At 69.9% G+C, this 26,053-nt stretch carries 26 protein-coding genes; 17 read left to right on the top strand and 9 right to left on the bottom strand.

The window, feature by feature from the left end; genetic code table 11:
* Nucleotides 1-73 precede the first annotated feature (73 nt).
* From mraY to D7193_RS03150, 3 genes are all read left to right on the top strand, one after another.
* Nucleotides 74-1,177: a phospho-N-acetylmuramoyl-pentapeptide-transferase gene (mraY, locus tag D7193_RS03160; RefSeq protein ID WP_120777855.1), complete on the top strand. Its 1,104-nt coding sequence runs from the start codon at nucleotides 74-76 to the stop codon at nucleotides 1,175-1,177.
* A gap of 280 nt (nucleotides 1,178-1,457) precedes the next feature.
* Nucleotides 1,458-1,940 carry a hypothetical protein gene (locus D7193_RS03155; protein ID WP_120777854.1) on the top strand — a complete coding sequence of 161 codons (483 nt, stop codon included), beginning with the start codon at nucleotides 1,458-1,460 and terminating at the stop codon, nucleotides 1,938-1,940.
* Between the two features lie 174 nt (nucleotides 1,941-2,114).
* Entirely contained in the window at nucleotides 2,115-4,748 is a 2,634-nt protein-coding gene (locus D7193_RS03150) for a beta propeller repeat protein (RefSeq protein ID WP_120777853.1), read from the top strand.
* Between the two features lie 154 nt (nucleotides 4,749-4,902).
* Here the strand turns inward: D7193_RS03150 and D7193_RS03145 are convergent, their stop codons facing one another.
* On the bottom strand, nucleotides 4,903-5,670 hold the full coding sequence (locus D7193_RS03145) for a TIGR03943 family putative permease subunit (RefSeq protein WP_120777852.1): 768 nt from the start codon (nucleotides 5,668-5,670) through the stop codon (nucleotides 4,903-4,905).
* Nucleotides 5,667-6,731: a permease gene (locus D7193_RS03140; RefSeq protein WP_120777851.1), complete on the bottom strand. Its 1,065-nt coding sequence runs from the start codon at nucleotides 6,729-6,731 to the stop codon at nucleotides 5,667-5,669. Before D7193_RS03140 ends, D7193_RS03145 begins: the two co-directional genes overlap by 4 nt.
* 226 nt (nucleotides 6,732-6,957) lie before the next feature.
* Here D7193_RS03140 and D7193_RS03135 point away from each other — a divergent pair, with 226 nt between their 5' ends.
* Nucleotides 6,958-7,350, top strand: coding sequence for a Fur family transcriptional regulator (locus D7193_RS03135; RefSeq protein WP_174242582.1), 393 nt, complete (start codon nucleotides 6,958-6,960; stop codon nucleotides 7,348-7,350).
* Between the two features lie 72 nt (nucleotides 7,351-7,422).
* Here D7193_RS03135 and D7193_RS03130 read toward each other — a convergent pair whose 3' ends face one another.
* Together D7193_RS03130 and D7193_RS03125 are read right to left on the bottom strand one after the other, a co-directional pair.
* Nucleotides 7,423-8,400 carry an ATP-binding protein gene (locus D7193_RS03130; protein ID WP_120777849.1) on the bottom strand — a complete coding sequence of 326 codons (978 nt, stop codon included), beginning with the start codon at nucleotides 8,398-8,400 and terminating at the stop codon, nucleotides 7,423-7,425.
* A 226-nt stretch (nucleotides 8,401-8,626) separates the two neighbouring features.
* Nucleotides 8,627-9,022, bottom strand: coding sequence for an SCO5389 family protein (locus D7193_RS03125; RefSeq protein ID WP_120777848.1), 396 nt, complete (start codon nucleotides 9,020-9,022; stop codon nucleotides 8,627-8,629).
* Nucleotides 9,023-9,279: 257 nt separating this feature from the next.
* On the opposite strand from D7193_RS03125, the gene D7193_RS03120 reads away from it, so the two are divergent.
* Nucleotides 9,280-9,957, top strand: a complete 678-nt coding sequence (locus D7193_RS03120; protein ID WP_120777847.1) for a hypothetical protein — start codon at nucleotides 9,280-9,282, stop codon at nucleotides 9,955-9,957.
* A gap of 180 nt (nucleotides 9,958-10,137) precedes the next feature.
* On the opposite strand, the gene D7193_RS03115 is transcribed toward D7193_RS03120, so the two are convergent.
* Nucleotides 10,138-10,791 carry a choice-of-anchor M domain-containing protein gene (locus D7193_RS03115; RefSeq protein ID WP_120777846.1) on the bottom strand — a complete coding sequence of 218 codons (654 nt, stop codon included), beginning with the start codon at nucleotides 10,789-10,791 and terminating at the stop codon, nucleotides 10,138-10,140.
* On the bottom strand, nucleotides 10,788-11,444 hold the full coding sequence (locus D7193_RS03110) for a choice-of-anchor M domain-containing protein (RefSeq protein WP_120777845.1): 657 nt from the start codon (nucleotides 11,442-11,444) through the stop codon (nucleotides 10,788-10,790). Before D7193_RS03110 ends, D7193_RS03115 begins: the two co-directional genes overlap by 4 nt.
* Before the next feature lie 265 nt (nucleotides 11,445-11,709).
* On the opposite strand from D7193_RS03110, the gene rpmF reads away from it, so the two are divergent.
* Nucleotides 11,710-11,889, top strand: coding sequence for a 50S ribosomal protein L32 (gene rpmF, locus D7193_RS03105; protein WP_120777844.1), 180 nt, complete (start codon nucleotides 11,710-11,712; stop codon nucleotides 11,887-11,889).
* On the top strand, nucleotides 11,886-13,121 hold the full coding sequence (locus tag D7193_RS03100) for a GTP-binding protein (protein ID WP_120777843.1): 1,236 nt from the start codon (nucleotides 11,886-11,888) through the stop codon (nucleotides 13,119-13,121). Before rpmF ends, D7193_RS03100 begins: the two co-directional genes overlap by 4 nt.
* A 76-nt stretch (nucleotides 13,122-13,197) precedes the next feature.
* Here the strand turns inward: D7193_RS03100 and D7193_RS03095 are convergent, their stop codons facing one another.
* Both D7193_RS03095 and D7193_RS03090 read right to left on the bottom strand, forming a co-directional pair.
* Nucleotides 13,198-13,449 (bottom strand): type B 50S ribosomal protein L31, encoded by a 252-nt coding sequence (locus tag D7193_RS03095; protein WP_120777842.1) that lies wholly within the window; start codon nucleotides 13,447-13,449, stop codon nucleotides 13,198-13,200.
* Nucleotides 13,446-14,741, bottom strand: coding sequence for a CobW family GTP-binding protein (locus D7193_RS03090; RefSeq protein WP_120777841.1), 1,296 nt, complete (start codon nucleotides 14,739-14,741; stop codon nucleotides 13,446-13,448). Before D7193_RS03090 ends, D7193_RS03095 begins: the two co-directional genes overlap by 4 nt.
* Before the next feature lie 235 nt (nucleotides 14,742-14,976).
* Here D7193_RS03090 and rpmB point away from each other — a divergent pair, with 235 nt between their 5' ends.
* The 10 genes from rpmB to D7193_RS03040 all read left to right on the top strand — a co-directional run bounded on the left by rpmB (nucleotide 14,977) and on the right by D7193_RS03040 (nucleotide 24,773).
* Entirely contained in the window at nucleotides 14,977-15,213 is a 237-nt protein-coding gene (gene rpmB, locus D7193_RS03085) for a 50S ribosomal protein L28 (RefSeq protein ID WP_120777840.1), read from the top strand.
* Nucleotides 15,213-15,380, top strand: coding sequence for a 50S ribosomal protein L33 (gene rpmG / locus D7193_RS03080; protein ID WP_095565727.1), 168 nt, complete (start codon nucleotides 15,213-15,215; stop codon nucleotides 15,378-15,380). The genes rpmB and rpmG overlap by 1 nt, the downstream gene beginning before the upstream one ends.
* Entirely contained in the window at nucleotides 15,380-15,685 is a 306-nt protein-coding gene (rpsN, locus tag D7193_RS03075) for a 30S ribosomal protein S14 (RefSeq protein ID WP_120777839.1), read from the top strand. The genes rpmG and rpsN overlap by 1 nt, the downstream gene beginning before the upstream one ends.
* A gap of 94 nt (nucleotides 15,686-15,779) precedes the next feature.
* Nucleotides 15,780-17,252 carry a choice-of-anchor M domain-containing protein gene (locus tag D7193_RS03070; protein ID WP_174242535.1) on the top strand — a complete coding sequence of 491 codons (1,473 nt, stop codon included), beginning with the start codon at nucleotides 15,780-15,782 and terminating at the stop codon, nucleotides 17,250-17,252.
* 127 nt (nucleotides 17,253-17,379) lie between these two features.
* Nucleotides 17,380-18,654: a WxL protein peptidoglycan domain-containing protein gene (locus D7193_RS03065; RefSeq protein ID WP_120777838.1), complete on the top strand. Its 1,275-nt coding sequence runs from the start codon at nucleotides 17,380-17,382 to the stop codon at nucleotides 18,652-18,654.
* A gap of 128 nt (nucleotides 18,655-18,782) precedes the next feature.
* Nucleotides 18,783-20,387, top strand: coding sequence for a TIGR03773 family transporter-associated surface protein (locus tag D7193_RS03060; RefSeq protein WP_120777837.1), 1,605 nt, complete (start codon nucleotides 18,783-18,785; stop codon nucleotides 20,385-20,387).
* Between the two features lie 95 nt (nucleotides 20,388-20,482).
* Entirely contained in the window at nucleotides 20,483-22,114 is a 1,632-nt protein-coding gene (locus D7193_RS03055; RefSeq protein ID WP_120779216.1) for an anchored repeat ABC transporter, substrate-binding protein, read from the top strand.
* Nucleotides 22,111-23,091, top strand: a complete 981-nt coding sequence (locus tag D7193_RS03050) for a choice-of-anchor M domain-containing protein (protein WP_120777836.1) — start codon at nucleotides 22,111-22,113, stop codon at nucleotides 23,089-23,091. Before D7193_RS03055 ends, D7193_RS03050 begins: the two co-directional genes overlap by 4 nt.
* Nucleotides 23,092-23,117: 26 nt before the next feature.
* Nucleotides 23,118-23,831, top strand: a complete 714-nt coding sequence (locus D7193_RS03045) for an anchored repeat-type ABC transporter ATP-binding subunit (RefSeq protein WP_377456424.1) — start codon at nucleotides 23,118-23,120, stop codon at nucleotides 23,829-23,831.
* Entirely contained in the window at nucleotides 23,832-24,773 is a 942-nt protein-coding gene (locus tag D7193_RS03040; protein WP_338324073.1) for an anchored repeat-type ABC transporter permease subunit, read from the top strand.
* A 137-nt stretch (nucleotides 24,774-24,910) separates the two neighbouring features.
* Here the strand turns inward: D7193_RS03040 and D7193_RS03035 are convergent, their stop codons facing one another.
* Complete coding sequence (locus tag D7193_RS03035) at nucleotides 24,911-25,639, bottom strand: class I SAM-dependent methyltransferase (protein ID WP_120777834.1); 729 nt, start codon at nucleotides 25,637-25,639, stop codon at nucleotides 24,911-24,913.
* Between the last annotated feature and the right edge of the window lie 414 nt (nucleotides 25,640-26,053).

The raw sequence follows: 26,053 nt of genomic DNA, 5'->3' as shown, positions 1-26,053 counted from the left end.
CGACACGTCCGGCGGTGAGCTGGAAGCTCCGTGGGGACGCTGTGAGAAATCCGGATCTCGTGGAGGTTCGTCCGTGAGGGCGGTCATCGTCGCGGCCGCCGTCGCGTTCATCATCTCCCTGTTCGGCACGCCGGTGGCGATTCGCGTCTTCACCGCGCTGAAGGCCGGCCAGCCGATCCGATCCATCGGGCTCGCCAGCAACCAGGGCAAGAAGGGCACGCCCACGATGGGCGGTGTCGTCTTCATCGTGGCAACTGTCTTCGCCTACGTCGCCGGGCATATCGCCCTGACCACCCTGCCCGAGCGGCAGATCGCGCAGGAGGGGCCGACCATGACGGCCCTGGTGCTGCTCGGGCTGTTCGTCTTCTGCGGCGCGGTCGGCTTCTTCGACGACTTCCTCAAGGTGCGCCGGCGCAACTCCGACGGACTGTCCGCCAAAGGCAAGTTGCTCGGCCAGGCGATGGTCGGCGGCGGGTTCGGCGTCGCCGCGCTCTACGTGCCGAGCAGCGACGGCCAGACCGTGGCCAGCGAGCATATCTCGCTCATCCGCGATATCAGCTGGCTGGACGTCGGCAAGATTGGCGCGGTCCTGGTCATCGTCTTCGTGATCATGGCGATGTCGAACGGCGTGAACCTCACCGACGGTCTCGACGGCCTGGCCACCGGCGCGTCGATCCTGGTGCTCAGCGCGTACGCGTTGATCGGGTTCTGGCAGTACCGGCACTGGTGCGCCGACGACGCGTACGCCCGCGTGAACGAGTACTGCTACCAGGTCCGCGATCCTCTGGAGATCGCCATGATCGCCGCGGCGGCGGCCGGCGCCTGCGTGGGCTTCCTGTGGTGGAACACGTCCCCGGCGCGGATCTTCATGGGTGACGTGGGCTCGCTCGGGCTCGGCGCCCTGATCGGCGGGCTCGCGGTGGCAACCCGCACGACGTTGCTCTCGATCATGATCGGCGGGCTCTTCGTCATCATCACGACGACCTGGGTGATCCAGATCGTCTCGTTCCGGACCACCGGTAGACGTGTCTTCCGGATGGTGCCGCTGCACCACCACTTCGAGTTGGCCGGATGGAGCGAGGTCAACATCGTGGTCCGGTTCTGGATCGTGGCCGGTGTCTGCGTGGCGGTCGGCCTGGGCCTTTTCTACTCGGATTTCTTGGCGGTCGTCGGATAGGGCCAGGCGGCAAGCCTGTCTCGTGTCACCGACCGTGATTTGCCGGGCAGCCTGGTTCCCCACCGGTGTGCCCAAGGTGGGGTGTATCGGCTCAGGCCACAAGGGAGGGGCTGACCAGCTGAAGGTATGACCACCACGTCATTGCCCGGCGGCAAGTGCTGTTGCTAGCGTGGCTTCGGGCGAAGCGATCGACCCTCCCCGTTCTCCTCCGGGCCGGCTCCGGCCTGCGGCCTTGTGCCGCCCGCCCGAGCGGCTCGCCCTCCAACTGACAGGCCTGCCCATGCGCGTGCTCGATCGGCTGACCGCCGTCGTCGCGCTGGCGGTCGTCCTGGCCGGACTGGGCGCGCCTGTTCGCGCGGAGGGTCCTGAGCCGAGCGCGCTGGTCACCTCCGCGCACCGGTCGATCATCCACGCCGCGCCGTCCGTTCCTCCTCCGGCTCCCGACGGACGTCCCGTCGCCGCTCCGTGCACCACGGCGGACCGTTTCGCCGCCCCGTCTTCCGGCGACCGTCAGGCCGCCGTGGCGCACCTGGTGCCGGCCGCTCCGTCGGTCGTGCGGGCGGACCTCTGTGGTGGAATCCGTGGTGACCAGCGCGTCTGCGTCGTTGCCAGTGACGGACCGGATGATCTCGTTCGTGCCGCGCCCGCTGGCATCGGCGGCACACCCGACACGGCCGTCACCCTGACCCACTACCGGCAGCCGGCCGTACCGCTGCCACCGCGCGGCACCCTGCCCGCGCGGGCCCCGCCGACCCGGGCCTGATCCTCTTCGCGCCGCCTCGTCATCGGTGAGCAGCCCAGCGTCAGTGGGCGCACCAATGAGGATCTGATATGCGCGCCAAGCCTGATGTGTGCGCGCCGTGGCGGCCATCTATCGCCCAGCTTTTCACTCCGGGCCACCGGGCCCGGGATCCCCTCTGAATCCGGGAGGATTCGCATGTCCAAGTCCCGCTGGCGCAAGCCGGCGACAATCGCGGGCGCGCTGGTGCTGACCGCCGCGCTCGGTGGCGTCGTCGCCACCAACCACGAAGTTCAGGAGGCTCTCGGCCTGGCCGACGAGCCGGGCGCCAACATGCCCTGGCACCCCAGGGAATTCATGGAAATGGCGGCCGGTGAGTCGTCCGAGGAGGCGGGCGAGGAGGCCTTCGAGGCCCGCGTCATCGCCGAGCAGTTCGCGCAGGCCCGGTACGCGCCCGGCATCGTTTCGCCGGGTGCCTATTCCAATGCGTTGAGCCAGTTGAATGCGCTCCCCACAACGAAGGGCGGCTGGCGCGAGGTCACCAAAATCAAGTACGACGGTGACGACCCGCGCTACCGCGACTACGCGTCCAACTCGTCCGGGGGCGCCGGTCTGGTCACCGGCCGGATCACCGGCCTCGCGGCGGACAACAGCGGCTACGTGTACGCGGCCGGTGCCGACGGTGGCGTATGGCGTTCCTCGATCGGCGGCGGGAGCTGGACGCCGATCACGGACGCCCTGCCCACCCTGTCCAGCGGCGACGTCGTGCTCGCCGCCGACGGTTCGCTCTGGTACGCGACCGGCGAGGGGAACACCGGCGGCACCTCGTACGTCGGTGCCGGCGTCTACCGGCTGGCCAACCCGAAGACCGGCACCTTCGCAACCACCGACCGCGTCGGCGGGACCGAGCTGGAGAGCACGGTCATCAACAAGCTGCGCTTCTTCGACGGCAAGGTCTGGGTCGCCACCAACCGGGGCCTGTTCTCCCACGCGATGGGCAGCACCTCCGGCGCCTGGAAGCAGGAGTTCACGCCGAACCCGAGCTACCTGCCGGGCGGCGCGAACGCCGGCGACGCCAACGCCGCCTACAAGAACATCGTCAACGACGTGGCGGCCGACCCGCGCAACCCGAAGCACGTGATCGTCGCCGCGGCGTGGCGCTCCGGCGACACCTACAACGGCTTCTACGAGACCGCCGACTACACGGCGGGCGGCTGGACGAAGGTCAACCCGACCGGCGCCATGCCGGCCGACGACATCGGGTACGTGACGTTCGCGTTCTCCGCCGACGGCGGCAAGCTGTACGCGATCAACCAGTCGCCGCGGCTGCTCAACAAACCCGCCGGCAACGTGAACAGCTACCTCGACGGCATCTACGTCTCCAACAGCGGCAACCCCGCCGGCCCGTGGAACAAGATCGCCGACTCGGCCAAGCTCGGCAACTCGGGTTCGGCGCTGAAGCAGTCGGTCGGCGGCAAGGGCTACGGCCCTGGCATTCAGGCCTGGTACAACCAGTTCCTCGCGGTGGACCCAGAAAACCCGGATCACATCTGGGCCGGCCTGGAGGAGGTCTACGAGTCGACCGACGCCGGAGCCAGCTGGAAGACCGTCGGCCCGTACTGGAACTTCAACTTCCCCTGCTGGAACATCTCCGACGCGCAGAACACCTGCAGCAAGACCACCCACTCCGACCAGCACTCGGTGGCGGTCGGCAACGGCTTCGTCTACGTCGGGAACGACGGCGGCGTCTACCGGCGGCCGATCAACGGCAAGACCGACAAGGCCGGTCACGCCACCGACTGGCAGAGCCTCAACGACGGCACCATCGACGCTCTGCAGTACTACTCGGTGGCGCTGGGCAAGGACCCGCAGAAGGCCGGCACCATCGTCTCCGGTGGTCTCCAGGACAACGGCACCTCCATCCTGCGCCCCGGCGACACGGTGATGGGCTCCCACTTCGGCGGCGACGGCGGCGACGCGCAGGCCGACCCGGCCAACGGCTGCAAGCAGGTCCAGGAGTACACCAACCTGGCCATGCGGGTGACCGAGAACTGCAACGCCAACCCGGGCCCGGGCACCGCGTCGACCTCCACCTCGCGCGACATCCAGCCGTACACCTCATCGCCGGGCGACGAACTCGCCCGGTTCATCGCGCCGTTCGCGCCGGACGACCACGACGCCAACGTCTGGGTCGCCGGTGGCCAGCACGTCTGGATCAACACCAAGGGCTACGCGATCCAGAACGGCAAGGGCTGGACCAACGTGTTCGACCTGGGCGCCGGGCGCACCGCCACCTCGGTGGCGGTCTCCGGCAGGATGGCGTACGTCGGTTGGTGCGGGCCGTGTAACAACGCCGGCTTCGCCCGGGGCCTGGCGGTCGGCAAGGTCAACGACCCGTCGACCTGGCACCAGGTAACCCTGCCGGGTGACTTCCCGAACCGGTTCCTGCAGGGCGTCGGCGTCGACCCGGCCAACCCGTCGCACGCCTTCGTCGCGGTCAACGGGTTCTCCCGCCGGTTCACCGAGGGTCCGGGCGCCGGCTTCGGTCACGTCTTCGAAACCACCGACGCCGGTGTGACCTGGAAGGACGTCTCGGCGAACCTGCCGGACGTGCCGGCCAGCTCGGTGAAGGAGCTGGCCAACGGCGCGCTGGTGCTCGCCACCGACCTGGCCACCTTCTACCGCGCGCCCGGTGCCACCACCTGGCAACGGCTCGGCACAGGCCTGCCGCTGACCGTCGGCATGGACGTCGAGTACAACCCGATCGACAACTCGGTCTACGTGGCCACTCACGGCCGCGGCATCTGGGCGTTCCAACTGGCCCAGCTCTGACCGCCTGACGGGCCGGCCGGGTCCGAGCTGACCCGGCCGGCCCACCGGTGAGCACCGGGAAACACAGCGGCGGACAGGGCGGGGGCGTCGTTGACGCCGTCGCCCACACCGTGGATCTGGTTTCGCGTACCTCCGCGACCTTGTCCTGCGAGAGCTACTCGTAGGGGTCGGTGGGGGCCGCGACCTCTCGCCAGGACTCGACCTCGATGTACGGAATCTCCTCGTCGTTGATCGGGTCCCGGGCACGGTGGTCGGTGTAGCGACCGACGACCTGTACCCAGGTGTCGTTCTCGAGGCCGGTAGGGATGTCGCCCGTCATGCCTAGTTTGACCGGCCGGCTGTCGGCGGCGCAGCAGGAGAGGATCATCCGGGCGAGGATCGGCTGTCCGTCGGGTCCGGGTGTGATGAAGCCGGTGAGTTGGACGCGGCGGTGGCCGATCGACTCGCCCTTGTCGAACAGCGCGCGGGCGGCATAGCCGAAGAGGCTTGTCTTCGCCGGGTCGCCCGTGGGCAGTGGCGGGTACTCGTACTCCTCGGTCGAGGTCAGTGCGGTGCCGGCCTGATTGGCTGCGTAGGAGCCGAGAGCGGGCGGGACGACCATGAGGAGCCCCGCGACCGGCAGGATCAGCAGCCAGGCCACCCGCGGCTCGTGGTGGGCGTGCCCGTGGTCGCTCGCCGCGGTTTCGGCGGCTGTCTCGTCTGGGCGGTCGGCGGTGGTTGCGTCCGGCCCGTTCGAGGTGAAGGCCGGTCGGAGCTCGTACCAGAGGGTCATGACGGCGGCAGCGATCAGCACGAGGCTTGCCGCGATGAGGAACGGGCGCAGCCCTTCCTTGACGTAGCGCAGATAGAGGTCGGTCATGGTGGCCCGCAGGATGGCGCCGCCGAAGAGGATCATGACGCATGCCTGGGCTCGACGGTTCACAGCAGCACCGAGCCGGTGGCGGCGGCCACGCCGACCGCGACCGCGAACGTGGCGGGTGCGAAGCGGACGGCGAAGCGTCGGCCGAAGATCCCGGCCTGCATCGAGATCAGTTTGAGGTCGACCATGGGACCAACCACCAGAAACGCGAGTCGCGCGGTGAGCGAGAACTGGGACAGTGACGCGGCGACGAAGGCGTCCGCCTCGGAGCAGATGGACAGCAGGACGGCGAGTGCCGCCAGGGCGAGAACCGACAGCACCGGCTGGTCGGCGAGGGTCTGTAGCCATCGCTCGGGTACGAGGACGTTGATGCTCGCTGCGGCGGCCGCGCCGACGACGAGGAACCCCCCGGCGTGGACGACGTCGTGGCGTACGGCGGACCAGAATGCCTGGCCGCGGGGGAGGCCGTCGAGGTCGGGCCGGTGTGGAAGTCGGATCCAGTCTGTCCGGCCCAGGCGCAGCCAGAGCCAGCCCATGACCATGGCGACGATCAGGCTGGCGGCGGCACGCCCGGCGACGATTTCCGGGTTGTTGGGGAACGCGACGGCGGTGGCGGCGAGCACGATCGGGTTGATCGCAGGGGCGGCGAGCAGGAAGGCGAGTGCGGCCGCCGGGGTCACACCGCGGCGGATCAGGGAGCCGGCGATCGGCACCGCGCCGCATTCGCAGCCTGGGAGCACGACGCCGGCGGCGCTGGCCACGGGTACGGCGAGGGCGGGGTGCCGGGGGAGCGCGCGGGCCCAGAAGGAGCGGGGTACGAACACCGCGATCACCGCGGAGAGCAGCACGCCGAAGACCAGGAACGGCACGGCCTGCACCATGACGGAGACGAATACGGTCGTCCACGTTGCGAGGGCCGGCGTGGAGAGCAGGTCGGTGAGCTGTTCGCTCATGACGAGCAGGAGGAGCAGCAGCGCGGTGAGGACCTCGACAGAGCCGATCCGGTGGGCGATCGGTGACGGGGAGCTGCTGCGAGGCCTGCCTGCCGGGCGATGCTGGTCGTCGGCTGCGGAAGGGAGTTCCGTCCGCTCAGCGGTTCGGGCGGCGCGTTCGGGTGCGCTCATGCCGGCTCCGTTCCTCGTCCGCGTCACGGGCGGATGCGAAACTGCTCTGGGGAAGGGCGCGGGTGGCTGGCGCGGGCTGATTCTATCCGCCGGGCCGGCGCCGGACGGCGGCGAACGCTCTGACCGGCGACGCATAATGGTCCGACCGGCACGGTGCCGGCGTAGCGCGCAGTTCGGACGACGGCGGCGGAGATCACGGGAGGGTGGCGCGACGGTGAATCAGGCGATGCCGAATGTGACCCGGAACACCCGGCAACGCGGCGAGGTGCTGGCGCTGTTGCGGGAGGTCGAGGGCTTCCACACGGCGCAGCAACTGCACCAGATGCTGCTCGCCCGCAACGCGCGGGTCGGCCTGACCACCGTCTACCGGACGCTGCAGATGCTCGTGGAGTCCGGCGACATCGACTCCACCCGGCTGCCCGGCGGCGAGCAGCTGTATCGCCGCTGCAGCCAGAGCAAGCACCACCACCACCTCGTCTGCCGCAACTGCGGCCGCACCGTGGAGGTCGCCGGGCCGGCGGTGGAGCGGTGGGCGGACCGTGTGGCCGCCGACCACGGCTTTACCGACGTTGGCCACACGCTGGAGATCTTCGGTACCTGCGCTCAATGCTCGCGCTGAACCTCCCGACTCTGCCGCCGCGCTACCGACTGGTCGTACACCCGCCACCCCGGCCCGCCGCCCTGCGGTAGATCAGGCCGTGACGGCTGTCGGCACGCCGACCGCCGGTGCGCTGATTCGGAAAGCAGGGTCGATCTGCGTGGTCAGGTCCACCCCTGCGCGGTCGTTGCCCCAGGCTGCGGCGTTGCGGCGGTGGAATTCCTGTGCCCAGTGCGCAAACCGGTCCCAGTCCTGCGGAGTGGCGTCCACGCTGTCGGCCAGCTGGCCCAGCACCGCACGGTTGGCCGCCTCCAACTCGTCGAGTGGGCCGACCGTGCCGCGCTCCGCGCGCCGTACGTAGCCCGATCGGGACACCCAGGTCAGCAGGTCCTCGCCCACATGTTCCCGGAGGAACTCGACGTCGGTGGAGTCTTCGACCTTGTTCCCGACCACTGACAGCTCCACCCCGTAGTCACGGGCGTAGCCCGCGTACTGCCGGTAGACGCCGACGCTGCGCACCGTCGGCTCGCACACCAGAAAGGTGCGGTCGAACCGCGTGAACAGTCCGGACGCGAACGAGTCCGCGCCGGCGGTCATGTCCACCACCACGTACTCGCCCGGCCCGTCGAGCATGTGGTTGAGCATGAGCTCCACCGCACCGACCTTGGAGTGGTAGCAGGCCACGCCGAGGTCCTCGGGGGCGAACTCGCCGGTGACGGCGATCCGCACCGGCCCGACCTCGCGGACGCAGGCCGTGTAGATCGGGTTCTCCTCGGCGACACGCAGCAGGCGTGAGCCCGCACCGGGCGGCGTGGTCTTCATCATCTCCGCGGCGGAGGCAATGCGCGGATTGCTGCCCCGCAGATACTCCTTGATCGCAGGCAGGTGCTCGCCCAGCGGCGTCATTTCCGCTGCGGTCGAGGCCGAACCACCGAGAGCGACGGCGAGGTGCTGATTGATGTCGGCGTCAATGGCGAGCACAGGCCGGCCGGTGTTGGCGAGGTGTCGGGCGAACAGGGCCGCGAGAGTGGTCTTCCCGCTGCCACCTTTGCCGACGAACGCAACCTTCACCGCTCGTCCTCCGGAACAACGTTAACGGCAACCGTTTTCATGAGCGATACTGTAGCGGGCGTCCCGGTCGCTCACGGGTGGAAGCGGTACGTGTCGTCCGAACGGATCCGCAATCAGCAGCGCGGCCCCGGCGAGCGCGTCGGCATGCGTGGAGCCGGGGTGCTGCCCGGCGAGCGGGAACAGGTGCGTCGACACGCTCCGGGTCACTCGCCGGGCCGCAGACGGCTCAGCAGTCACGCAGCTCGGGGGACTGGTTGAGCAGTTGCCCTCGGGTCGAGATGAACCGCCGGTAGGTGTCGGAGTCGACGGCGGCGAGCCGGAACGCCGCGACTCGGTGGCAGTTCTGGAATGCCAGCTTGACGCCGAAGTGACGTTCCAGGCTGGATCGGATCGCGTCGCTCGCCAACGCGCGCAGCAGTTGGCCGCGCTCCGCCTCGGTCGGCGGTGGGATCACGTTGTCGGCGAAGTCGGCGTCGGGCGACGAGTCCAGGTCGGCGGCCACGCGGCTGACGGTCTCCCAGGCGTACGGCAGTGAGTCGCGTACGCAGGCGACGAAATCCTCCTCGTCGACGGGACCGGATTCGGCGGCCTCGAGCAGGGCCGGCGGCACGGTGAGAGACATGCTCCTCCTCACGTACGTTAACGATCACGGTTGTCATTACCGTTACCGATCGAGCACACCACGTCACGCACGGCCCGTCAAGAGCGCGCACGTCGCCCGGGACGCACCCGGTTGTCCGGACCGCAGGATCTCGCGCCCGACCCCTGGGCAGCTTTCGTCGTACGGAGCGACAGTGCGGAGATGACGGTCGGAGCTATCGACGGGTGTGATGGAAAGGGCTACTCTCCGAGCCAGCGCCATCGACAGGAGAGCGGGTCATGTCACGTCGCACCGGTAAGCCCTCCTATCTGCTCGAACCCCCGGGCCGACAGCAGCGCTACCGGGTTCGATTCCTGGCTGTCGCCGCCACCGCGGCGATCGTGTCCGGAGGGATCGGCGGCCTGATCGGCTTCTCCGCGGGGCGGCCGACCGCCGTCGAGGCGAGCGTCGCAGAGATGCGGGAAGCCGAGGCCAAGCGCGACGTTCAGCAGATTACTGAACTGACCGAGGCCGCGCGCCGGACAGGCGAGCAACTCGGGCCGATCCTGCTGGCGATCAAGCAGGAGTCGGAGGCGGGACGCATCCCCGATGCCCCCAGGGTTCGCGATTGGCAGCAGGCCGTACGCCAGTTGACTGCGCAGTATGCGAACCCACCGTCCGGCATGACTGCGACCAACGTCGCTCGCGGCGGCCTCAGAAGCGCCGTCGAACAGGCGGCCGTCGCGGTCGACTCCGTCGCGCTGGCCGCAGCCGCCCCCGCAACGAGCCGTAAGGACCAGATGGCTCTGGCGGCACAGCAGGCCGACCTCGCCGTGACGACATGGTCGGTGGCGGCGACCCAGCTCGACCAAGTCAACATTGACGCCGGACTGGGTCACCAGCATGTGCATCTCGACAGCGGCGGGGGCCCTGGGCACATGTCGCCCGACGGAGAGGCCGAAGGGTCAAACGGCTGACGGCTGGTGAGACGGGCGGCCGGTGCAGCCGCTGGGCACTGCGGAACTCGCCGGTCGTGTCCAGCCGGTCGGCGCGGCACCGCAGCGACGGCACCGCGCCGACCGGATCCACCGCACCACAGACGCCGCTGCCGCACCGGGTGGGGCCGAGACGAGGGCGCTCAGATGTGGTGGAACGAATCAGGCAAGGACTTCGAAGGTGAAGGTCTTGGCGCCAGAACTGACGGTGCTCCCATCTGCGGCGAGCTTGCCGGTGACTTCGAAGGTGACGGTGTAGGCGCCGGCGGCATCGAAGCCCCAGTTGACGTGGGCATGGGTGTTGCGGTTGACGTCGAGGTTGTCGGGCAGGCCGTTCCCGCTGTCGAACAGCACGGTCGGGGTGCCACCGGAGACGGTGTAGATGCTGAAGCCTGCCGGTCCGGACACGCTGGTGAGCCTGAACGTGACCCGATTGTTCTGGAAAACCCCGGAGGGCACCTCGGTGGTGTTCCAGCCGGCCCAGAGCAGGCCGGGGGTGCTGGACTGGGGCAGCACCCACGCTTGCCCCCCGGTGCCGAGGAACGACCAGGCGGCTCCGGACGGCACGCTCGTCTTCGCGGTGGCGGGTACCCGGAAGATCACGTCAGACGGATCGCGTTCGACGTCGGTGCCGCCGGTGCCGTCGAGGACGTCGACGGTGAGCGCGCCGGCGGCATAGTCGACGTCGATGACATCGACGTGGCCGGCGGAGAGCACCACCGGAGCGGCGGCGGCGGGCGTCGCGGTGCCGGCGACGAGCACGGCGGCCAGGGCGAGGCCCGCGAGGGCCCGGCTGCGATGACGCATCGCGGTCACTCCTTCACCGTGAAGTGGAGGGTGGCCGGTGCGGAGGTGACCGGCTGGCCGGTGGCCGCCACCACGCCGGTGGCCCGGACGACCACGCGGTAGGTGCCGGCCTCGTCGAACGCCCAGTTGGCGTGCATGTGGTCACCGGCAGTCAGGTTGATGGAGTCGGGTAGGCCGTCGCCGCTGTCGGCCAGGACGTTCGGCTGTCCGACCGCGTTCTCGGTGTAGATGGCGAGCTGGCCGGGACCGGTGACCGAACGGACGGACAGCGTCAGCGAGTCGCCGGCAAAGACGCCGGGCTCGATCTCCTCGGCGGCGATCCCCGGCCAGATCAGGTCAGGGTTCTGAATCTCCGGCAGGGTCCACACCGTGCTGACGCCCGGAGTGCCGAGGAACGCGAAGGCGGGGTCCGCGGGGACGGTGACCTTGGCCTGGCGCTTGACGACCAGCTTGACCTCGTCGCTGCCGTACTCGACGTCGTTGTCCTCGTCGTGGACGCCGATCTCCAGCTCGCCAGCCTCGTAGGCGACGTCGACGACGTCGAGGTGGCCGGTGCGGAACACCACCGGGAGCGTCGTGGCGGCTTGCGCGGGCAGGGCGGTCGCGACCAGCGCCAGGCCCAGGATGGCCGGTGCCAGCAGATGGCGCAGGGTTCTACGCACGAGGGGGCTCCTCTCTCGCAGCGATCCCCAGTGGACCGCTGCTTGATGAAAACGATAGCCGTTTCGGATAAGCCGCGACAGGGGTGGCGAGAAGCTGCTCACCCCGCGGCCGCTCCGCCTGGCGGCGGCTGTCGTTCGGCGGGGTCGCCCCCACGTCTCGCGGCGACCGTGGGCGGCGGCCCGTTCGCCCTTGCGCCGGCCCCGGGAGTGCTATCGAAAACGGGAACCATTACCATCCCCGATAGCCTCGATAAGGAGACTCCTCATGGCCGTACCCAAGCGCCGCACCTCCCGGTCCAACACCCGCCACCGTCGAGCCCGGTGGAAGGCGACGGTCCCACCGACCGTTCCCTGCCCCTGCCCCCGCAAGGAGCCGGTGGTTCCCCACCGTGCCTGCCGCCACTGCGGCCTCTACAACGGCCGGCAGGTCGTGGAGGCCCCGTGACCCGGCGACTGCCGGTCACGGTGCTCTCCGGCTTTCTCGGCGCCGGCAAGACCAGCCTGCTCAACCACGTTCTCGCCAACCGCGACGGGCTGCGCGTGGCGGTGATCGTCAACGACATGAGCGAGGTCAACATCGATGCCTCGTTGGTCCGCGACGGTGGTGCGCTGTCACGGACGCAGGAGCGGCTGGTCGAGCTGACCAACGGCTGTATCTGCTGCACCCTGCGCGACGACCTGTTGGACGAGGTCGTCCGGCTGGCCCGTCTGGGCCGCTTCGACTACCTCCTGATCGAGTCCAGCGGCATTTCCGAGCCGATGCCGGTGGCCGCCACCTTCGCCTTCGGAGTGGAGGACGGGCAGGTGCTCGATGACCTCGCCCGGCTCGACACCACCGTCACCGTCGTGGACGCCGCCGGTGTGCTGGCACAGATCAAGGCGGGAGAGTCGCTGGAAGACCGAGGGCTGTCGGCCTACGACGGTGACGACCGCACCATTGCCGACCTGCTGGTCGACCAGATCGAGTTCGCCGACGTCATCGTGGTCAACAAGACCGACCTCGTGGGCGCCGAGGATCTGGAGAGGGTCGAGGCGCTGATCACCCGGCTGAACCCGGGTGCCCGCCGGATCCGGGCCACGTACGGCGAAGTGCCCCCGGCGGAGATCCTGCACACCGGCCGCTTCGACCTCGACCGTGCCGAATCCGCCCCGGGCTGGGTCGCGGAGCTCAACGGCGAGCACGTTCCGGAGACGATCGAGTACGGCATCTCCAGCATCGTCTTCCGCGACCCTCGACCATTCCACCCTCGGCGACTGTGGGACCTGCTCACCGGCCGGCTGGAGGAGTTCGGCGTCGTCCGCTCCAAGGGCTTTCTCTGGCTCGCGAGCCGCCCGGGCGTGCAGGCGCTGTGGTCACAGGCTGGCCCGTCGGGCCGGTGCGACCCGATGGGCGTTCCCGTGGCCGAGTCCGGCGAATGGCCGGACGACCCGCAGGAACGCGAGGATCTGCGCGCCCGCTGGCATCCGGACTTCGGCGACCGACAGCAGGAGCTCGTGCTCATCGGGGTCGACCTTGACGCCGATGGCCTCCGTGCGGCACTGCACCGGTGCCTGCTCACCGACGCGGAGATCGCTGCCGGCCGCGATGCCTGGCGACAACTGCCGGATCCGTTCCCGGAGTGGGATCTCGGCGACCCGCATGAGCATGGGCCTGTGGTCGCCAGCGCCACGTCCTGACCCGGTAACCCTGGCAGTGCTCAACCGGCGTCGACCGTGAGCTGGCCGGCCCGGCCGGCCAGCTCACGATCGATCGTCAGCGACCGGGCCGGGCGTACCTGTTGCGGAACTTCTCGACCCGACCGGCGGTGTCGAGCAGGCGCTGCTTGCCCGTCCAGAAGGGGTGACTCGCGGAGGAGATCTGGACGTCGATGACGGGGTAGGTGTTGCCGTCGGTCCACTCGATGGTCTGGTCGCTGGTGGCGGTCGATCGGGTGAGGAAGGCGAAGTCGGCGCCCCTGTCGCGGTAGACGACAGGCCGGTACTCGGGGTGGATTCCAGGCTTCATGCGGGCTGAGCTCCTTCGGTGTCAGTGTCGATCAGTTCTTCCGCCGTGAGGGGGAAGCAGCCGGCGAACGGGTCGGGGTAGCTGCGCCACGTCTCCTCGCCGTCGGCAAGTTCGGCGTCGGTGAGCAGGCAGGCGGTGAGGGTGCGCTGCAGCGCGACGGGGTCGACGTCGAGGCCGATGAAGACAAGATGCTGGTGCCGGTCGCCGTAGTAGGGATCCCACTCCAGGGCGGCGGCGAGCCGACGCTGGTCGCAGACGTGCTCCCACCGGTCCTCGGGAAGGCTGACCAGCCAGTGTCCGAGGGATCCCATCGCCAGTCCGCCACCGGCGAACTCCCACGCGACGACGGTGTCCGGCTGGCTGGCGAGCCAGAGATGGCCGCGAGAGCGGATCACCTCGGCGTTGAGGTGCTCCAGGACATCGTGCAACCGCTGGGGGTGGAAGGGACGGCGGGCGCGGAAGACGGTGGACACCACCCCGCAGTCGGCCTCCGGCTCGTGCGTACCCAGGGCGTATCCCTGCAGGCCCCGGGCGAGCACCCCAGGGGTCTCCGGTCGGTGCCGGTGGGTGTGGCGTAGCTGGCGGGTGAGCGCGTCGGCATCGACGAGTTCGCCATCGATCCGGAAGTGCGCCGCCCACGGGGCCATTCGCTCCAGCAGCACTGTCAACCTGCTGGTGTCGAAGGCACCCTCGCGGGATTGCCCCCACAGGACCAGGGTGTCGGCGTACTCGATCTGCCGCACCACGACGTCCGCGAGCGCCCGGTGGTCATCGTCGGCGGCCTGGATGCCGAGCGCGGTGAGGTCGTCGGTGCTGGCGAGGGCATCGAGCAGGTGTTCGGCGTCGAGGACGGTGACGTACGAGTCGACGCGGATCAGGTCGGTGATCGGGGCGCCGTCGACCAGGCAGGAGGTGCAGGCGGCCGCGACCGCTTCAGGTTCCACGACTTCGGGCAGCATGAGCACCAGGTCACGGCCGGGGTTGCTGCGGGTGAGTCGGACGAGGGTGGGCAGCACGTCCTCCCGCAGTGTGCACGAGACGCATCCGTGCCGCAGGTTGACCTGCTCGTCCTCGACGATGCCCGCGGCGGAGCGGACCACCCGGCGGATGACCCCGTCGCGGATCCCGGTGAGGTCGTGGCGTAGCAGCAGCAGCGACGGGTCGGCGGCGAGCAGTGCGCGGGCGATGGCGAAGGTCGCCGCCGGCCAGAACCCCGACAACACGGTCAGCGACGGGCGGGTATCGGCGTCGGCTGCCACGGCGGGGGCCGGAGCCTGTGGTGACGACGACATGGTGTTCCTCTCGACGTAACTGAAAACGATTGTCATTCTAAACAGACGCAGGCTGTCGACGCGAGCGGTGGTCCGCGGTCGAGCATGGGTCGGTCGCCGCACGTCGATGAGGTGCTCACCGTCACCGCTCGGTGGAGATCGTTCGCAACCCCCGGCGCGGGTCTGGCCGAACGGGTGATGTAAAACTGAAAACCGTTGTCGTTATCGTCTTGCCCCATGAGGAGGAACGGTCACTGTGTCCAGACGTTGTGACGTCACCGGCGCGCAGCCGAGTTTCGGCAACGCCGTGTCCCATTCCCACCGGCGCACTCGGCGTCGTTGGAACCCGAACCTGCAGAACCACCGTTACTGGCTGCCGTCCGAGCGGCGGTGGGTGAGCCTCACCCTCACGGCGAGGGCGCTGAGGACCGTGGACCGCAAGGGGATCGAGAAGGTGTTCGCGGAGCTGCGGGGTCGGGGAGTGAAGGTCTGATGGCCCGCCAGACCGACGTACGCCCGATCGTGCGGCTACGCAGCACCGCGGGAACCGGCTACACCTATGTGACCCGCAAGAACCGGCGCAACGATCCCGATCGGCTGGTCCTGCGCAAGTACGACCCGATCGTTCGGCGTCACGTCGAGTTCCGCGAGGCGCGCTGATGGCGCGCAAGAGTCTCGGCAACCGGCAGGCGCGTCGCGAGGCGCTCGTGGCGCGGCATGCGGCGGCGAGAGCGGAGCTGAAGCGCCTGATCGGTCGTTCCGACACGGATCCCGCGGTTTGCGCCGACGCGGTCCGCCGACTCAGCCGGCTGCCGCGCGACTCGAGCCCGGCCCGCCTGCGTTCCCGCGACCAGATCGACGGCCGTCCACGTGGCGTGCTCACCCGTTTCGGGCTGTCCAGGGTGCGGTTCCGGGAGCTGGCCCTGCGTGGCGAGCTGCCCGGAGTCCGCAAAGCCTCCAGGTGACGGGGGCGGTTGACGCGCACGGCGACCAGGTGCCCGAGCAGGGGGCACCACATGCACCACCGCGCGCAGGGGCGTGCGGTGTGAAAGGGGAGGTATGAATGCGACGCTGAGGGCTCGCGGTTTCGCGGCCCTGGTGGCCGGTGCGGTGGTGGTCGCCGGCGCGGTGCTGGCGCCCGCCGTCGCGTCGGCCGCAGAAGGGGTGGTGTTGTCCAAGGGGCACACCGACGCGGTCGACGTGCACTACGAAGGTGGCGCGCTGTCGTTGAAGGTCCACGACGACACGGTCAGCCCGTCGGTGACGCGGGACCCGGCGGACGTGACGTTCCAGGTTCTTCCGGAGGCGGCGATGGCCGTACCGGATGATCCCCGGTTCGCGTTCCTCGGGCCGGCGGGGAGCCAGGTCTGGTTGCTCCCGATGACACAGGACCCGGATCTGCTCTGGCCCGGCTGGAACACCACGACGCTTGACTCGGGCGTGTTCGCGGGGGACAAGGTGCGGCTGAGCCTGGTCGATGTGCAGGGACCGGGCACGGTCACGCTGTTCACCCAGGACGCGTTCGGTGGTCCGATCATCAAGTTCCGCGGTGACGACGGGCTGCCGGACGCGATCGACGTGCCGGTACACACCCACGCGCACTCGAACTGGGCGTTCAGCGCGTTGGGCAGCTACACCCTGAAGTTCCAGGCCGACGCCACCCTGACCGACGGCACGACGGTCAGCACGGGACCGGTCGACTACTCGTTCGTCGTCGGAGAGCTTTCCGGCGGCGGACCAGAGGTCGGCCTGTCGATCAGCGGCATGGCCGACGAGTACCAGCCCAACGACACGGTGACGCTCAACGCCGTGCAGACGCCGCAGTCCGAGCGGGACCATTACCACTGGTTCAGCAGGTGCCCCGGCACGGACGACTGGACGATCATCCCGGGTGAGGTGGGCGCGAGCTACTCCTTCACCGCGACCCGGCAGCTGAACGCCTGCGAGTATGTGGTCAAGCTCTACGACGACGATCACGCGGTGGTCGCGACGAGCGAACCGGCGACCCTCTGGGTGGCGTTCCCGCCGGAGAACCCCGGCGCGTCCCAGTCGATCACGGCATCGATCGACGAGACGCAGGGCTCGCTCGTGATCAGTGTCAACCCGGACGACCGGGCCGTGGTGCTGCCACCCGCGCAGCTCAACCCCGCCGGTGACCGGTGGGAGAGCACCGGCGAGCTCCGGCCGGTCACGGTGACCGACACCCGCGCCGGTCAGCCGGGCTGGAGTGCCTCCGGGCAGGTCCCGGCGGACTTCACCGGCCCGGACGGTGCCACGTTCAGCGCCGGATACCTCGGCTGGAGCCCGCGGGTGATCGCCCAGGGCCCCGGTCAGGGCGTGGTCGCCGGTCCGGAGGTCGCGCCGTACTCGGTGGGGACCGGCGGCGGCCTCGGCAACAGCGCGGCGCTGGGCTCGGCGGCGAGCGGCGCCGGGCGGGGCACCGCACAGCTGGGCGCGGGACTGCGGCTGAGCCTGCCCACCGAGACGCCAGCGGGCACCTACCGCGCCACTCTCACCCTCACCGCGATCTGATCGCCCGGACCCGTCCGGCGGCCCGGATCTGATCCGGCCACCCGGACGTCGCGGGGTGGGCGAGCCGTTGCCGCGACCCGCCCACCCCGCTCCCCTCGCACCCTCAGGAACGGACACCGCCTGCGCCATGCGCCTGCTCGCCGTCATCGCCATCGGCATCGCCCTGCTCGGCCTGCCCCCGATCGTCGCGGCCCCGGCAGCTTCCGCCTCGATCAGGCCCGCGCCGAGCATGCCTGCAACAGCACCCGCGACATCACCGTCGAGGTCCGCCGCCCCGACGGCGCCGGCCGCGACGTGGGGAGTGGCGCCGTCAAGCGCGAAGGGCCCGAACGGTCGCGCGGCGTTCACCTACAAGCTCGACCCGGGCGCCTCCCTCACCGACCGCGTCGCGGTCACCAACCACTCGACGCGTCCGCTCACCCTGAGTCTCTACGCCAGCGACGCCTTCACCACCACCCAGGGCGGGTTCGACCTGCTGGCCGGCGGCCAACAGCCCACCGACGTCGGCGCGTGGGTCCGCTTCACGCGCACCACCCTGACCATCCCGTCGACATCCCGCCTGGACGTCCCGTTCACGCTCACGGTGCCAGCGAACGCCACGCCGGGGGATCACGCCGGGGGCGTCGTCGCCGCGCTCGCCGCCACGACGGCGGACGCGCAGGGCAACCAGGTCTCCGTCGAACATCGGGTCGGCGCGCGGATCTACCTGCGGGTCACCGGTGAGGTGCAACCGGCGCTGAGCATCGAGGACCTTCGCGTGCGGCACACCGGCTCCCTCAACCCCTTCGCCGGCGGCACACTCACCGCCACGTTCACCCTCCGCAACACCGGCAACATGCGGCTCGCCGGGCGGCCCACGCTCGGCATGACCGGCCCGTTCGGCCTCGCCCGGCGTTCCGTGGACGCAGCGGCCCTACCGGAGATCCTGCCCGGCGGTGAACTGAGCACCACCGTACGCATGACGGGCGTGCCACCGCTCTTCCGGCTGACCGCGACCGCCGCCGCCACCCCAACCGCCGTGGACGGCCTGACCCTCGACCCGGTGCCGGCGGTCGACACGGCGCGTGCCGCCATATGGGCGGTGCCCTGGCCACAGCTGGTCCTGCTGACCCTGCTCGCCCTCGTCGCCTGGGCGTTGCTCGTGGCCAGACGGCGGCGAGCGCGGCAGATCGCCCGTGCGGTGGCCGCCGCCCGGGAGGAGGGCCGTGCGCAGGCCGGCGTGGAGATGCGCCGGGCCACCGACGGTCAGCCCGCCACGGTTCCCGCCGAGACCCGTGCGCAGCCCGCGGCCGGCCCGGACGGCGGCATCACCCCCGACCGCGCGGAACTGGATCGCGGACGTTCCGACCAGGGCCGCGACCGACAACCGGACACCGACCGCACGGGAAAGGACGAGCAGTGACACGGCGACGCCGTACGGCCGCAGCCGCGCCGACCCTCCCGCTCGCGTCGGGCGGCGCCGACGCCGCGACCCGACTCGAACGATCCACGACGAAGCTGCCTGGGGAGCAACGAATGAGGATGAGAACCATGCGTGCCGGTGCCGCCGGTCTCGCCGTAGCCGTACTGGCGCTGACCGCAGGCGCCGCCCCGGCGGCAGCGGAACCGTCGCCGGTCACGGCGGCCGGTGCGGACCTGGTCTCCGTCGCGCTCGACGGTGACTCGATGTCGCTGCGTGTCCGGGATGCCGCCCAGGCGGCCGACGGTACGGCCGGACACGACCCGGCCGAGGTGATACTCGGCCCGAACGGCGGCCTGGCCGGCCGGGTACCGCCCGGCAAGGCATTCGCCTTCCTCGGAGCGCCGGGACACGCCGTGTGGTCGCTGTCCACCGGTGACACCCGGTTCCCGGCCCTGGACACCACCGGCATACGCCCCGGCGCCGTGACCGATGACAAGGTGGCCCTCACCCTGCGCTCGGTCGAGGGACCGGGGACGTTCACCGCCTACGCACTGTCCGGTCTCGGGACCGCGACCGTGCTGTTCGGCAGCGGTCCCAACCTGCCGCGCACGGCGCAGCTGCCGGTCGGGAGGCGTACCGGAGCAGTGGTCTGGGCCTTCGACGCGGCCGGCGACTACCGGCTCACCCTGACCGCCTCGGCCACCCTGCGTTCCGGCCAGGAGGCCAGCGGCGAGGCGACGTACCGGGTACGCGTCCCCACGATCAGCCCGGGCGAGCAGGCGCCGCCACCGGCTCCACGCCAGCAGGCCCCGCGACCCGCCGGGCAACTGCACGCCCTTGCCGCACCCACCGCGCCGCAGCCGGTCGCGGCGCCGGAGCCCGCCGCAGCCGCACCGCCAGCCGAGAAGGCGGCCACCGCCTCTGCGGACGTCCGACAGGTGATCGCCGACGGGCACGTCGACATGGGCCCGCAACTGGCTGGGAACGGCTGGACGATCCGGATCAAGGACGACCGGACCAGCCCTCCGGTCTGGCGCGAGACCGCTGACGTGGTCCTGCAGGTGAGGGACAACGCGAAGATCACGGTGCCCGCCGGTGCTGACTTCCTCGGCAAACCGGGCGACACCCTGTGGCTGCTCCCGCAGTCGCAGCAGTCGGGCATCGTCTGGCCCGGCTGGAACACCCAGCACGAGTCCGTCGTGTCGGGTGTCAAGGGCAACGTCACGTGGACGTTGAGGGGAGTCAACGGGCCCGGTCGGTTCGCGCTGTTTCTGACCGGCTCGTTCGGCAAGGCCGACGTGCTTTTCGACTCCGCCAAGGCGTTCCCCCAGCAGTTGAGCATCCCGCTCAACACCCACGCTCACGGCAACTGGGCCTTCAGCAAACCCGGCCTGTATCGCCTCGCGGTGCAGATGAGTGGCACCACCACCGCGGGCAAGGCGGTCACCGACACGAGGACGCTCACCATCGCTGTCGGCGACAGCACCGATCCGAAGAGCGGCTTCGGCTCCGGCAGCGACAGTGGCGGCGGCGCTGACGGTGGTGCGAACGACGGCGGCGGCGCGGCGCGGGGCGGAGGCGGAGCCCTACCGCGCACCGGCGCCGGGTGGGTGCTGACGGCCGTCGCGGCCGGCGCCGTCCTCGTCGCCGTCGGGGGCCTGCTGGTGCTGCTGAGCCGTCGCCGTCGCTCGGGGCGGCTGTGGTGCGGGGCTGCCCCACGGCGATCCCCGTAGTGATAATGGGTCTCATTCTCATGTTGTGGTCGGTGTCCCCGGACGGCGATGGCATCGCCTCCCGTGGCTCGATGTCGGGGAGGGCAAGGGTGCGGATGCCGGGTGTCGGCGCCGGTGTGACTCGCGTGTGCGCTCACCGGACTGCCCGGCAGCTACGGCTGCTGGTGCTACCGCTGCTGATCGCGTTGCTGGCCGCCGGGTGCCGATCTGAGGCGGCGTTGAGCGCGCACGACGAGCGGGTCCAGGTCGTGACGACCACCGGAATCCTGCGGGATCTGGTGAGCCGTGTCGGCGGCGGCCGGGTGGCCGTCAACTCGTTGGTGCCGGACGGCGCCGACCCGCACAGCTACGAGCCGTCGCTGCGGGACATCCGCGATGTCGTCTACGCGGACGTGGCGTTCAGTAACTACCTGCTCCTGGAAGAGCAGGCTGTCATCAAGGCGCTGGACGCCAACCTGCGCGCCGGCGTACCGAACATCTCGCTGGCCGAGGGGGCGGTGAAGTACGCCGCGGAGATCATCCCTCTGGTCGAGGACGTATCGCTGGACAGCATCTGGCTGGGCATGCGCGTGCGGGGCACCGGCGCGGCGCAGGGGGCAGACCGGTCCTCGGACGTGCTGCTCAGCGCAACTGCCGCGAACGGGCCGGGCCGGACCCTCGCCTATCTGACCGAGTCCTTCGGCAACCCCTCGTTCTACGTCGACTCCGGAGACGGGTTCGACCCCGGCAACGGATACCGCGACGACACCGCCACCCTTCCCCCGGACGCGCACACGCACATGAGCTGGGCGTTCACGAAGCCGGGGGTCTATCAGCTGACCATGCGGGCCCGGCTGGCCATCGACCCGGGAACGGCACCCATCCCCCTGGGCGAGCAGTCGTTCACCTTCGCCGTCGGGGTCGATCCGCATTCGGTACCCGGCATGGCGGGCGCCGCCGTGCTGAACGCCGGCCATGCCGACATCACCGTCGACCTGGACGAGCGGCGGCTCTACCTGTTCGCCGATCCGGAGGGCAGCGGCGAGGCGAATCAGCGCGTGTACGACCCGGCCCACACGGTGATCGAGGTGCCCAACAAGGCGCTGCTCGAGGTGCCCGGCGACCGGAGGTTCCGGTTCCTCGGCCGGCCCGGCACGCAGGTCTACCAGCTTCCGCAGGCCGTCCTCGGCAAGCACGTACACGGCGAGATCGACCCACATCTGTGGCAGGACGTTCGCAACGCCATCTCCTACGTCGAGCTGATACGGGACACCCTCATCGGCGTCGACCCGCAGGGCGCGAGCGTCTACCGCGCGAACGCCTCCGCGTACATCGCGGAGCTCGAAAGGCTCGACACCTACGTCCGCGACACCATCGCCCAGATCCCACCGTCGCGCCGCCACCTGGTCAGCACCCACGACGCGTTCGGCTATCTGGGCCAGGCGTACGGCATCCGGATCTCCGGCTTCGTCACCCCGAACCCGGCCACGGAGCCGAGCCTCGCCGACCGCCGCCGGCTCACGGAGACGATCCGCAACCTGAAGATCCCCGCCGTCTTCCTGGAACCCAACCTGGCGGCCCGCGCCACCACTCTCACCGAGCTGGCGCGGGAAGAGGGGCTCCGAGTGTGCCCGATCTACGGCGACACCTTCGACCGCGACGTCACCACCTATCTCGACATGATGCGGTTCAACGCCGAATCGCTGCGCGACTGCCTGACCCGGGCAGAACAAGGGAGGAACCAGTGACGGCAGGACGGCCGCGGCGCCGCACCCGTGCCACCAGGGCGATCACGCGATGCGTGCTCGCCACGTTCATCGTGCTGTCGACGGCACAAACCCCCGCGGTCGCCCAGGAGCCGACACCGGGCCTCGACCAGTCGATCGCGGCGGACCAGCCCATCGCCACCGGCCGGGCGACGCTCGCCGCCGGACACGTCGACATCGGTCCGCGCTACGTCGACAATCGATGGACTCTGCTTCTGCACGACGGCACACAGGCGGAGCCGGCGTGGCGCAGCCCGGACGAGACCCTGCTCCGCGTGTCCGACGCCGCGCTGCAGACCGCTCCGGACGACTCGGCGTACGCGTTCCTCGGCGCGGACCCGGGCACGCGCGTGTACGTGGTGCCGCAGACGCAGAACCAGGACGTCGTCTGGCTCGGCTGGAACACCCAGGATCCCCGGGTGATCCAGACCATCGACCGTGGCGTCACCCTGACCCTGCTCGGCGTAGAGGGACCGGGAACCCTGACGACGTACCTCCAGTCGGGCAACTTCTCCGCCCCTCAGCCGTTGTGGCGATCCGCCGAGTCCAAGGCCCAGCCCTTCTGGGTCGAGGTGAACACCCACACCCACGCCAACTGGGTGTTCAGCGAGCCCGGCGTGTACCTGGTAGCGGTGCAGGTCTCGGCGGACCTGATCACCGGTGAGAAGGCCTCCGCGATCGGCACGCTGCGCTTCGCGGTGGGGGACGGAACCGGCACCGACGAGGCCTTCGCCGCCAGCGCCGACATTCCCGTCCCCGTCGGCCAGGCATCGCCCAGCCAGCCCCGGTCCGAAGCCACCGGCCCGAACGACAACTCCACGGCGTTCCTGGCCGCGGCGCTGATCAGTGCGGCCGTTGTGCTCGCCGTCGGTCTGCTGCTTCTCCTGCTGCGCGGGCGCCAGGCGAAACGGCGAGCCGAACGCGAACGCGTCACGCTGCAGCCGGAGGGCCGACAGTGAGAGCGCTGGAGATCGAGCAACTGGATGTGGACCTGGGTGGTCGGCCGGTACTGCGGGACGTGCGGCTGAACCTCGATCGAGGCGAACTGGTGGGGTTACTCGGGCCCAACGGCGCCGGCAAGACCACCCTGCTGCGCGCCATCCTGGCGCTGATCCGCACGCGCAACGGACGGGTGCTGGTGGAGGGCAGACCGGCGCGCCCAGGCCGGTCGGCGATCGGCTACGTGCCCCAGCGCCACGAGTTCACCTGGGACTTCCCGATCTCCGTGGAACAGGCCGTGATGAGCGGCCGGGCCGGCCGCATCGGCCTGCTCCGCCGTCCCGGTGTAGGCGACTGGCGGGCTGTCGGCGACGCGCTGGACCGGGTGCAGCTGACCGGGCTACGCCGCCGGCCGGTCGGTGAGCTGTCCGGTGGACAACGCCAACGCGTCCTGGTCGCGCGGGCCCTCGCGCTCGCGCCGAGCATCCTGCTGCTCGACGAACCGTTCACCGGGCTGGACATGCCCACCCAGGAACTGCTGGGTGATCTGTTCATCAGCCTGGCGCAGGAGGACCGCGCGGTGCTGATGACCACCCACGATCTGGTCGCCGCGGTGGACGCCTGCACCCGGCTGATCCTGCTCAACGCCCGGGTCATCGCCGACGGGCGCCCGGCGGACCTGCAGGACGCCGAGCTGTGGACGAGAACGTTCGGGGTGAGCGCCACCTCCCCGCTGTTGACGCTCGTGAAGGCGGCCTAGATGTCGATCAGCGATTTCATCACCGACCTGCTCAACCCCGACCTCGCGTTCCTTCCCAAGGCGCTGGCGATCGCGGTCATGTCCAGCATCGTCTGCGGCGTCGTCGGCTGCTACGTCGTTCTGCGGGGCATGGCCTTCATCGGCGACGCCGTGGCACACGCCGTCTTCCCGGGCATTGCGGTCGCGTTCGTCCTACAGGGCAGCCTGGTGCTCGGTGGCGCCGTCGCCGGCGTCGCCACGGCACTGCTGATCGCGATCTTCTCCCAGAACCGGCGCGTCAAAGAAGATTCCCTGATCGGTGTGTTCCTGGTCGCCGCATTCGCCCTCGGCATCGTCATCATCTCGCAGGCGCCCGGCTACGCCGGTTCGCTGCAACAATTCCTGTTCGGCTCGATCACCGGCATCCCGGACCGGGACCTCTACCTTGTCGGCGGTACCGGTCTGGTCATCCTCGGCCTGGTGCTGGCGCTGCACAAGGAGTTCGTCGCGGTCTGCCTGGACCGGGAGATGTCCCGTTCGATGGGGCTTCCGGTCTTCTGGCTCGACATCGTGCTCTACGTCCTCGTGACCCTCGCCGTCGTGATCTCGCTGCAGACCATCGGCAACATCCTCGTCCTTGCCCTGCTGATCACGCCCGCCGCGGCCGCCCGCCTGCTCACCGACCGGCTCAGCGTGATGATGCTGCTCGCCCCGTTGATCGGTGCTGCGTCGGCGACCGTCGGGCTGTACCTGTCGTGGAGTCACGACACACCGGTGGGCGGCACCATCGTCCTGGTCGCCACCGCCGTCTTCCTCGCCGCTTGGCTGTTCGCCCCACGACACGGCCTGCTGACCAGGCGCTGGCGACGCCAGGCCGGGAACGGCTCGCTCGCTGATGACAGGTCACCAGGTCCTCCGTCCGGTCTGGCTGGCATGCACGACACGACCGAGGTCGTGCGATAGACGGAAGAGCCCCTTGCGCCCGATGGCTTTTTGCTCTCCCGCTATCACCGGTGTTCGATCGCCTAGACGGCTCATGGTCGCTTCCGGCGTCGTGGGCGTTGTCGGAAGGCGAGCTGCCACCAGCGACCGGTGCGGAGTCAGATGCCCGGTACGGCCACCACGACATCCAGTTCGCCGACGGCCGCGGAGAAGCCGGCGCCAGCGAGTTCATCGAGTAGTTCGGTCCGGGAGATGACGTGCCAGGGGTAGGCCACGACCAGATCACGTTCGGTGGTGCCGCTGGCGGCGTAGGTGCGGTAGCGCATCGTCCATGTGACCGTGCCGTCGCTGGCGGGCCTGGCTTCGCCGCTGCCCTCGTAGGTGTGCCCACCGATCGTGACCGTGGCGAAGACGGTCGCTGGGACGTCGGCTACCTCGGCGGGTGGTTGCAGATTCATGATCAGCGGCGCGCTCGGTGCAAGCCGTGCCCGTAGTTCCTGCCAGAGCTGTCGGCGACGCTGCGGGCTGAGATGGCCAAGCATGTTGATAGCCAGTACTCCACCCAGCCGTGACGGCGGTCGCCAGTCCTCGATGCCGGAGGCGACAACCGTCACCCTCGGTCGCAGCGATTCGCTAGCGGCCAGTCGGGACAGCAGTACCGCACGGAGGATCGGGGACGGCTCCACCGCGAGGACGGAGGCGGTGGGAAGCGTCTCGGCCACGATGCTCGTGCCGAGCCCGGTGCCGGCGCCCACATCGAGTATTGGACCCTGATCCGGGGCGGCCTGCCGCAGTGCCGCGGCGATCGGCGCACGCAAGGCCTGCCAAGCGTCGCGGCTGAAAATATCCAGGTATTCACCGGACTGTGCGTACGGGTCGGCCGCCATCTGCTGGTCGCCTCTCTTGATCGTTACGTGGGTCAGGTCGGCTCACCATCGTGGGTGCCCGAGCGGTCTCAGTTCTCCGCGTCCGCCCGCATGACACGTCGGCGGCCATGGTCCAATCGCCCCGCTTCGCAAACGATAACCGGTTTCATTATCGACTCTGGACACTAGCACGATCAGGAGATCCGGCGCCCCCGGATCCTGGCCGGGCGAATGAGGCGTCGCCAGCCGCAGGGGATGCCAGAGCTCAGTCGGCCACACCACGGTCAAGCTGCTGAGCCGCAGCGATGTCCGCTTAGGGGCGCTTGACCTCCCCCGGATGCTCGAAGTAGTGAGCCCGCACTGCTGACAAGCGGTTCTCGTAGCCCCGCGTCTCGTGCCGCCACGCTGTGCCCCGGCACCGTCGAAAGGCAACGG

It is taken from the genome of Micromonospora costi, assembly GCF_003626655.1.
GTDB classification, from domain to species: Bacteria; Actinomycetota; Actinomycetes; order Mycobacteriales; family Micromonosporaceae; genus Micromonospora; species Micromonospora costi.
The sequence above is the reverse complement of the archived record's forward strand: the minus strand, read 5'-3'. Positions and strand labels throughout refer to the sequence as shown.